Origin of the sequence: Mycolicibacterium arseniciresistens, assembly GCF_030519285.1 — a bacterium.
GTDB classification, from domain to species: Bacteria; Actinomycetota; Actinomycetes; order Mycobacteriales; family Mycobacteriaceae; genus Mycobacterium; species Mycobacterium arseniciresistens.
Map to the genome: position 1 here is coordinate 1 of NZ_JAUMSQ010000331.1, position 1337 is coordinate 1337.

Sequence of the window (1337 nt, forward strand, 5' to 3'; positions counted from 1 at the left end):
CGGCGGCTGCGCCACCCGCGGGTCCCACGGACTGTCCGGTCCTGCCGATTCCGGTGCGGCGCCGTGCTCGCCACCTTCGTCGTGGCCCGGGTACCGCGGATCGCTGTAGCGGTGCGGCTCGTCGCCGGGTGGCTCGCCGTGCGCACCTTCGTCATGCAGGCGGTCGTGGTCGAGGTCGTCATACCAACCGTCACCCGGAGCGCCGAACGGTCCGTCGTCGCCGCGCCCGTCGTCGCGCCGCCCGCGCCTGCGGCTGAGCACCACCGCGCCGGCGATCAGGCCGACCAGCACGAGGATCGGGATCAGCGCCAGCAGCCACCACGGATTCCACTGGTCCCACGGCCGCTCGAACCACCGCTCGGCGTCGGTGTCGGAGGCCTGCGAGTCGGCCGACGTCTCGGGCTGCTGCTGTCCCGGCACCTCGAGACCGGCCAGCTGGGAGGCCAGCCCCGCCGGTTCGGTGCTGAACTTGCCTGTGCTGCGATCCCACGACAGCGCGCCGCCGCTGAACCGCTGCGTGACGACCTCGCCGTTCTCGCTCTGGTCGGCCATCGGCGCGCCGAGGTCACCGGTCGCGCCACCGAGCTTCGACCATGCGGCGTTCATCGCTCCGCGCACGATCACCGGCCCGTAGTCCGGAGTCCAGTAGATGACGGGCTTGTCCTCGGCGGCGAAGGTGCTGACCCGGCTGTTGACGCCGAGGCCGCCGTCCGCCTCGTTGCTCGTCGGGAAGCCGAGGTCGCCCTCCGGCCCGCCGACACTCTCGTACTTGTCGAGCACCTGTCCCGACACGACGTTGGCACCCGTGGCCGGGGTGTAGAAGATCTTGCCGCCGGCGAAGTTCTGCCCGACACCGTCGGCGCCGATCGGGTACTGCTCGCCTTCCTTGGCGCCCAGCGGGCCCAGCGGGCCGCCCGCGGCACGGCGCGCGGCGTTGATGGCCGTCGTCGCGTCCTCCGGCACCTCGAGACCGGCCAGCTGCCCGGCGAGGTCGGGCGGCACGGTGGTGTAGGCCTTGGTCTTGCGGTTCCACGTCAGTTCCCCGCCGGTGAACTTCTGCGACACCTGGTCGCCGCGGTAGACCTCGTCCTCGGCGGGCACCCCGAGCGGCCCGGCGGAGCCGCCGAGCTTGTCCCACGCCGCGTTGACGGCGCCGCGGACCACCCGCGCGCCGGTGGCCGGCGTCCAGAAGATGACCGGTCTGTCAGCGGCGCTGAAGGTGGTGTTGCGGCTCTCCGGGCTGACCCGGCCGGGTTGTTCGTCGATGGTCGGGAAGCCCAGGTCGCCGTCGGCGGGCCCGCCGAGCGACGCGTATTTATCCCGGATCGCGCCCGGGG

1 pseudogene is annotated in these 1337 nt (G+C 72.8%); it reads right to left on the reverse strand.

Annotated features, from left to right (window positions below):
* A pseudogene (locus Q2100_RS27475) lies at positions 1–1337 on the reverse strand (hypothetical protein); the annotation flags it as partial.